6 protein-coding genes and 1 pseudogene are annotated in these 7,867 nt (G+C 51.9%); 6 read left to right on the forward strand and 1 reads right to left on the reverse strand.

Features of this window, described 5'->3' with window-relative positions; all coding sequences use genetic code 11:
• Positions 1–168 precede the first annotated feature (168 nt).
• Entirely contained in the window at positions 169–429 is a 261-nt protein-coding gene (locus SMC7_RS01960; protein ID WP_126850703.1) for a hypothetical protein, read from the reverse strand.
• Between the two features lie 85 nt (positions 430–514).
• Here SMC7_RS01960 and SMC7_RS01965 point away from each other — a divergent pair, with 85 nt between their 5' ends.
• From SMC7_RS01965 to SMC7_RS01990, 6 genes and pseudogenes are all read left to right on the forward strand, one after another.
• On the forward strand, positions 515–4,330 hold the full coding sequence (locus SMC7_RS01965) for a PIN domain-containing protein (RefSeq protein WP_119088708.1): 3,816 nt from the start codon (positions 515–517) through the stop codon (positions 4,328–4,330).
• Between the two features lie 645 nt (positions 4,331–4,975).
• Positions 4,976–5,116: pseudogene (locus SMC7_RS01970) on the forward strand (type I restriction-modification system subunit M N-terminal domain-containing protein); the annotation flags it as partial.
• 32 nt (positions 5,117–5,148) lie between these two features.
• Positions 5,149–5,706: a putative immunity protein gene (locus tag SMC7_RS01975; protein ID WP_207798692.1), complete on the forward strand. Its 558-nt coding sequence runs from the start codon at positions 5,149–5,151 to the stop codon at positions 5,704–5,706.
• Between the two features lie 330 nt (positions 5,707–6,036).
• Positions 6,037–6,498: a TM2 domain-containing protein gene (locus tag SMC7_RS07465; RefSeq protein ID WP_243620278.1), complete on the forward strand. Its 462-nt coding sequence runs from the start codon at positions 6,037–6,039 to the stop codon at positions 6,496–6,498.
• Positions 6,499–6,567: 69 nt separating this feature from the next.
• Positions 6,568–7,116: a flavin reductase family protein gene (locus SMC7_RS01985; protein ID WP_119088710.1), complete on the forward strand. Its 549-nt coding sequence runs from the start codon at positions 6,568–6,570 to the stop codon at positions 7,114–7,116.
• Between the two features lie 178 nt (positions 7,117–7,294).
• Positions 7,295–7,780 carry a hypothetical protein gene (locus SMC7_RS01990; RefSeq protein WP_119088711.1) on the forward strand — a complete coding sequence of 162 codons (486 nt, stop codon included), beginning with the start codon at positions 7,295–7,297 and terminating at the stop codon, positions 7,778–7,780.
• Positions 7,781–7,867: the final 87 nt, after the last annotated feature.

Genomic DNA, 7,867 nt, shown 5'->3' on the forward strand with positions numbered 1-7,867 from the left:
CCACGATCTGAAACGTCCAGGTATCCCCTGACATCCGGACTCTCTTGTTTGGACCCCTCCCGTAACTAAAATTCGTTGATGACGCTACACTAGTATCGGAAAGCGCGGCGCGGCTGCCTCGATAACTGACGCCGAAGGGGGCAAGACATGGCTCGCGGTAGGAAGAAGTCATTCGAGAATTGGCTGTCTGAAGTGGAACGTAAGCGCGACGAGAGGTTGTTTCCGAAGGACGAGAAAGGACCTTGCAGCACTTGCGAGTTCTGTTTTGAGGACGACACCTGTGCTGGTGCTCACTATGGCGAACACGTAGATACTGAAGATTCTACGCCGCGCGATTGTTGGAGCATCGGTCTTTCGGAGTACGCTGACCGACTTGCGAAGGATGAAAAGAACACTTTCAGTCAGGAAGAACTCCTGAACATGTATCAAGAGTATCTGAATAGTTGAGATACTGTCTGCACGCTCATCTATCAATAGCAGTCTCGCCGCAGTCTGCCTAGGGAGGGCAAAGATCATGCGAATATCAGATCCTACTTCAATTCATATGGACTCTCCGGCATCGCCTCTCGAATTCGAGGAGCTGTGCCTCGACCTATGGAAGGAGAAATGGAGTGCTCCGGATGCCCAACGCTACGGCATGTCCGGTCAAGGCCAGCACGGAATTGACATCTATTCCGGTTCTCAGGGAGGGCGGTGTCGTGTAGTTCAATGCAAGGACTACTGGCGCACAAAACTCACGAAGAAGATAATCGATAGCATCGTCGCAGACGTCGAGACGTCCGACCTGAAGCCGATTTCGGAACTCGTGATTGCGACAACCAAGTCTTGCGACCAAGCCATACAGGCGTACGTACTCAACCTGACGCGGGAGCGCAAGAAGAAGAAACAGTTTAAGGTGGTCGTCTACTTCTGGGAGAACATCTGTTCCCTGCTTCGCGAGTATCCTAGTGTCTACAAAGCGTTCTATGGGGATTACTCTGATATCAATGTCAACCTGGCCGGCGAAGTAGCTATCGACAAGGGTCTCATCATGGATGAAGTACTGGAGCGGCTCAACAAGCGGAATTTCAAGGATGCACTCAGGTTCGTGGATGCGTTCTCGGCAAAACAGCAGAACATGGACGAAAAGACCAAGTTCAGAGTTCTCACAAACCGCGGTGTCATTCTCTCTAGAACGGGGAAGTACCAGGAAGCCGCAGGACTGTTTCTCCAAGCCTACTCTCTGAACAAGAATGGTGACTATGCTGGCACCAACGCAGCGCAGATACTCCTTGCGATCGGAAATACCGACAAGGCAGTCGAAATTGCCAACAAAGTGATTGCGGTAAACTCAGAAAACGCATTAGCTCAAAAGGTACTCATTCTTGCATCAGCGAATCTGTCTGAGGCGCAATCTCGCATGAATGCGCTTCCGGATTCGCTGAAGAATGCCAGCGATGTGCTCTTTGGCATGAGCATGGTTGCGGTGAGAGAGTCCCGTCTGGAGATTGCAGAGAAGTATTTGCACTCTGCGTATCGACATGGCGGGCAGAAAGACGCGCTGGTGTGCGCTCAGCTTGGAAGCGTTATCTATGCCAGGATGCAGAATGAGAAACTAATCAGCGACGTTGAAGTGTCATATGACCATGACAAGAAACTCCAAACCAGTCTGCGAAAGGTTCAGAAGCTGCTCTCATTTGCTATTGAACATTCCAGTGACATGGCAGATGACATCTTGTATCAGTGCTACAGCAACCGAGCTTACGCTCGGCTGTGGCTTGGCGACATCGGCGGCGCGATCAAAGACGCAGAGACCTGTGCTAACGCAGTTCCTACCAGCGCAACCTACAAGAAGGTTCTTGCCTCGGTCAGATGTGAGCAAGAAGACCTTGGCGGAGCCATCAAGATTCTTCAGTCAATCAAGAACTACGGAGATACACCAGAAGCACTCATCATGTTGGCTGATCTCTTGATGGCGACGAACGACTTCAACGGAGCACTGAAAGCAACAACGCACGCTATCAGGCTAAGAGCAAAGCCAGTATTTATCGGTATCCGCGCCAAACACCTGAAGACACAATTGCTCATCAAGCTTGGGAGAAATGCGGAGGCTCACTCATACGTGCAGAAACTTATAGATAGTGACCCCGACAACCCCCTGTGGAGAGCGGATATGTGTTCATGCCTGCAATCCGAGGGCAAGAGCGTCAACGATCCAGATCTGCAGAGTTTCCTGGACAAGACGACTCAACTAACGACTGCAGCTATTTCACCGAACATTCGTGACCAAATAGCTGCGGTGTTGGTGTCGCTGTCGCGGTATGATCTGAGTATCATCATCGACCGCATGGGGGTGAGCGGAAGGTTCTACAGTCCGCGAACAATCAGGCTTCTTGAAGGCTATATGAATGCTGGTCACTACCAAGAAGCCAAGAATCTGTGCGACGCTTTGATCAATGCCGGGGCGAAGAATCGTGAGTTCTACTGGTGTAGAGCGCACCTGCACGTTCGTTCCCGTGACCTCGATGCTGCGGAAGAAGACTTGAAATCATGCATTGCCCTGCTGAACGACGACAAGACACACGACAAGCAGTATACTGACGCCCTTGTGTTCCTGACGTACACGCGACTGTCGAACGGACATCTATCCGATGCATTGGACTCGGCTCGCCAAGCACTCGGACAGTCGAATATCGAGCCGTCCCAGTTCGATATACTGATCAATGCACTTATCTCCGCTCGCGAGTATGATCAAGCCCTGCAAATGACATATACCAGGCTTCTTGAGCCGACGAATAGATCCACCGCAGAAGCATATGCCGCGTTCATGAACTGCGTTCTGATCATTGACAGAATCTCGCCCGCAACCATTGCTCAGGGAAGTAGCATCGGCACGAATAGTGCCGTTCTTGTGAAAACGGAGTCTGGTGATCAAGTGTGGTATGCAACAGATGACGCAAAGAGGCCAACCTTTGGCAACTTGGTGTTTCTTCCGCGAGATGACAAGTTCTGGCTTGACCTTGCAGAGAAGAATGTTGGCGATACGGTTTCAATCGGGGACTCCGGGAAGACCGTCATGGTCAGTGATGTGAGGAACAAGTACGCGGTGACATGCAGCGAATGCATCGCGCTGTATCAGAAGCAGTTTCCCGATAGGAATGATTTTCAGTCGATCCCTGTTACATCGCCGGACGATGAAACCGAAATCTCCAAACAGCTTAAGAAACAAATCGTCAATGTCGCAAACTACGGGGCCTATGTCAGAAAGCTCATCGTGGCACAGAGAAACGGCTTCATGCCTCTTGCATACGTGGCTCGCCTCCTTGGCAAGAATCTGGTTGAACTGTCTCAAGGAGTATCAGAGAATGAGACTGTCTATTCGGCGATTCCCGGGGCTCTCCCTCTCAATCGTAACGATGCCATAACGACGCTTGTCGTAGATCCTATCACCGCTTTGACCTTCTCAAAACTACAAGTACTTGAGTATGGTGTTCCGCGGAGGTGGTCGGTGGCATACACGCGTTCGACTCTGAGCGCTCTGGAAGAAGCCGTGAACGAGCTTGAGATGTACTCCAGAAGTGGAGAAGAATCGGTTGTATCGCTGGACGGGGAGCACTTCTCCCTTGTGAAAACCAGTCGGGAAACGATAGAGCGACAATTGTCACAGGTGCGACATGCAATTGCGTGGCTGCATGATCACGCTTCCGTCAAACCTTGTGATCTCATTCTAGCATATGAAGACAAGCGATATCAGCAGGGCGTCAAGGTAATCGGCAACTCGGAATTCGAGGCTGTCGTGATGGCGCAAGAGCCTAGCCATGCATTTGTCTCTGATGAACTGGCACTGCGCAGAGTCGCTATATCGGAACACGCAACTTCGATATCGACCCAAGACGTGTTGCGGTGGGCACTGGACGGCAGACTTATCTCTCAACGTGAATACGGGCTAAGTTTGATGCAGCTGTATCAGAGCAACATACGAGGCCTGTACTTTGACACTGGGACTATCATAGATCTATGCGAATCTGCTCAATGGGATGTGAACCGATTGCCATTGGGGCTCTTCGCCGCAATGTCGGCGGACAATATCGGCAATGCCGGTCCGATAATCGCTGGACATGTAGCTTGTGAAGTGTATCTGACGATACAGGACAAGCCAGCACGCGGACTATGGTGGTCGCTGTTGATCAACGCTGTAACAGCTGGCGGCGTGCCATCCGTTGATGCTCTGCGAGCCGTGTTGCAATCCATGAAGATGGATGGCAGGCTTCACTTGGTGCCTCAAGCAGAAAAGGAACTCCAAAGTGCCATGAATGCCTGGCTAAGGATGAACATCGTTAACTTCTCGTAGATAGCGTTCCAGAAGCAAGCCCTGGTACCAACCAGTTCTCGCAGGTGCTTGAAGAACGCTCCCTGCTCTATCCAAGCACCTGCGGCTGTACTACAGACTCTAGCTTCTACATTCCCAGTTCGTTTCCCGAAAACCATGTTCGTTCTCCGATTTCCCGATTCGCTGCCAATTTCCCAGGTTCGCGGTGACGCCGCTGTCTGACTGACACTTCTGTCATTTTCTGCCAAAACCAGCCCTCCGCCCGTCATCAATTCGTCTGGAACGTCAGCAGAATCAATGTCGTGGAATTCTGAGTGCTCTACGCAACCATGCGGGTTTGCGGCCCCGGAATTACACGACTCTAATTGCAGAAACCAAGCTGGGCGCGACAATTAGAGTCCTGTAATTTGCAAATATGTCCTGTAATTGGTAAATAGAGTCGCGTAATTGATGACGCTGACGTCAGCTGTTCTGATGCCTCCGCGATTGATTTGGACAGCGTCTGCGGTGGTAGCGGTGTCATCGTTCCGAGATGTATCGGGCATCACGTCCTTCCCCGCCTCTCTTGTTTGGCTTGTTTCAGTCGCTACAATTCGTTGATGATGCTACGCTAGTATTGGAAAGCATGGCGCGGCTGCCTTGATAACTGACGCCAAAGGGGGCACCATGGCACGCGGAAAGACAAAAGACAACACGACGGGAGCAAACCTGGGTTTCGAATCGAAGCTCTGGAGCATGGCTGACAGTCTGCGCAGTAGCATGGACTCGGCAGAATACAAGCATGTCGTCCTGGGCCTCGTCTTTCTCAGCTCTGCAATATTCATGGTGTAAGGAGGTGAATGATGGGTCGTGAATCCAAGTACTTCACGCTGAGCCTGGAATCCCTTAGGGCCCTGGGGAACTGGGCTGCGGACTGCGCTGAAAGAGCGCTGCCGGTGTTTGAGAAGCATGCGGTTTCAGATACCCGACCCCGGGCGGCGATTGAAGGCATCCGGGTGTTTGCCGGTGGGGGAAAGCGCACGGCTCAGCTGCGCTCCCTTGCTTTGGCAGCGATGACCGCTGCCCGTGAGGTCGGCGATCCGGCTGCAGTTGCGGCCGCTCGCGCCGCTGGCCTTGCCGCATCGTCCGCCTACACGCATCCTTTAGCGGATGTCCACCAAACCAAGCACGTTGTCGGTCCAGCGGCCTATGCCGCCCTGGCACTGGAGCTTGACCACGCCGGCGATTCAACCATCGCTGATGGCGAGGTTCGCTGGGCGATCGAACACGTCCCCTCGGAAGTGCGCGAAGTCTTGCTTCAGATGCCCGCTCGTCAAGCGGGAAACGGCCGGTTGGACAAGCTCCTCTATGCGCTGGATGCGGGCATCCGCAGTCGGACCTTGCCGCAGGATGCCTAACATCAAAATCGATACCGACAACGCTCCGCTTCCCCTTGGGGAGTGCAAGTAGAGTTGTGTGATTTGGAAATGGGTTGCGTAATGTCGAATTGAATTGTGTGGTATCGAAGTGGAGTTGTGTAATTGATGAGGGCGGCATGGCGACTCCTTTCTATGTACCGAGATACATGCCTATGGCGCAGAACCCTTTTTCGACAGCTGCTTTCATTGGTACATCATACGGACGGTCCTCTCCTCTCTAACCATTTTCAGTGTTCACGATCGCTAGCTATACTCTCCTGTGTGGAGATGTTACAACGCGCTTGCTTGCTAGATGCATGAAAGGAATACATGCTTGTTGAATGCCCGAACTGTCATGAACTGTACGACAATGCTGTTGATGATGCGTGTCCAAGATGCACCGTCACGCACGAGATCGTCTGTCCCAAGTGCGGCAGCACATATTCCCCTTCATTCTCAAAATGCCCATATTGCGGTGTCAATAACGACGCGTTCGTCCCAGTGCCAGCTGCAACGCTTCTCTATCCGAGCGTTATGTATATCGATGGCAAGGGCAAGGACAGAAGAACAGCTGCCATGCTCGCTCTCCTTCTCGGTGGTTTCGGCATACACGAGTTCTACCTTGGAAATACAAGAGCTGGAATCTTCATGCTGCTTTTCTGCTGGACCGGTATTCCGAGCGCAATTGCTATCGGACAGGGTATCCATTACCTGAGAATGACGGACGATGCCTTTGTTCAAATGATGAAGGTCATGCGCCAAAACGAGGAGCTCCGCAAATCCATTCGTTAAAAAGAAAGTTGTATCTCACAAACGAACTCTCGGTGCCTATGAGCAGGACTAAACAAGTGGAGGCTCAGTATGCCATTGAAGGAAATTGACAAACGGAAAGGATTTACCTTTCTGGAATCCGGCCCGGTCGTGCTGGTTTCCACCAACGACCATGGCAAGAACAACGTGATGACGATTTCCTGGCACATGGTGATGGACTTCACCCCGCACATTGCCATTTCCACCGGCCCGTGGAACCACTCTTTTCATACCATGCTGGAAACAAAAGAATGCGTCATCAATGTTCCTACGGTTGAAATGCTGGAGACGGTGGTACACATCGGCATGGTTTCCGGTACAGAAGTGGACAAGTTCGAGAAGTTCCATCTGACCGCGCTTCCGGCAAAAGATGTAAAGGCACCGCTGATCGGCGAATGCCTTGCCGCTCTGGAATGCAAGGTCGTGGACTATGTGGAAAAACACGGTCTTGTAATACTGGAAGCAACCCGCATCTGGTACAACGAAGATAAACCGGAGAAGAGAGTCTGCCATGCCATCGGAAACGGCAGTTTCTCCGTGGACGGCGAAATCATCGACTACCGCAGCTTAATGGAAGAAAAGGTGCCTGACGGGGTATGATACGAAATCCCACGCGGTGGGCGCGGCAAAAGGGAGTCGTGTAATCTGACGGCGGTACAGGAGCTGGCTTTCGGAACTTTCTGAAGATGACACGAGCTGCGCCTGCGTGATACAATTCCGGATTTATCAATATACTCCGTGGTAGATACGATCCCTTCGAGTGATAGGAGAAGACCACATGAGTACAGTGTCAAAACGAGCGCTTCTATCGGCGCTGTGCGTTGTAATCATAGCTGCAGTTGTCTTGGTAGTGATCGTCACATTCGACAAGACTCAATATCGGAACGCTCAGTATGGTTTCTACGTTTCGCTGCCATCGACATGGAAAGGGTATTCCGTCATTGACGAAACGTGGACGGGGTATACGAATGGGCCAAACGGCCAGGTCGCAAGTGAGCACGGGCCTGAGATCCTCATCAGGCATCCAGCCTGGACGACCAAAGATCCACGCCAGGATATTCCCGTCATGGTCTTCACGCTCGCTCAGTGGAATGCGATTCAGCAGGAGAAGTTCTACATCAGCGCTGCACCGATAGGACCAAGCGAGCTTGGACGCAACAGCACCTATGTATTCGGGCTGCCGCCGAGGTACAACTATGCCTATATCACGGGCTGGGAAGAAGTAGACAAGACCCTGCAAGGACATTCATTTCACGCCTTCTAATCCAGACATCCGGTTCTTTCTCCAATTTCCCGATTCCCGGCCAACTTGCCGGATTTGTGGTGACACAGCTGCTGAACTGACGTTTCT

This window comes from Candidatus Cryosericum terrychapinii (assembly GCF_003570925.1).
In the GTDB taxonomy this organism is placed as follows: Bacteria; Caldisericota; Caldisericia; order Cryosericales; family Cryosericaceae; genus Cryosericum; species Cryosericum terrychapinii.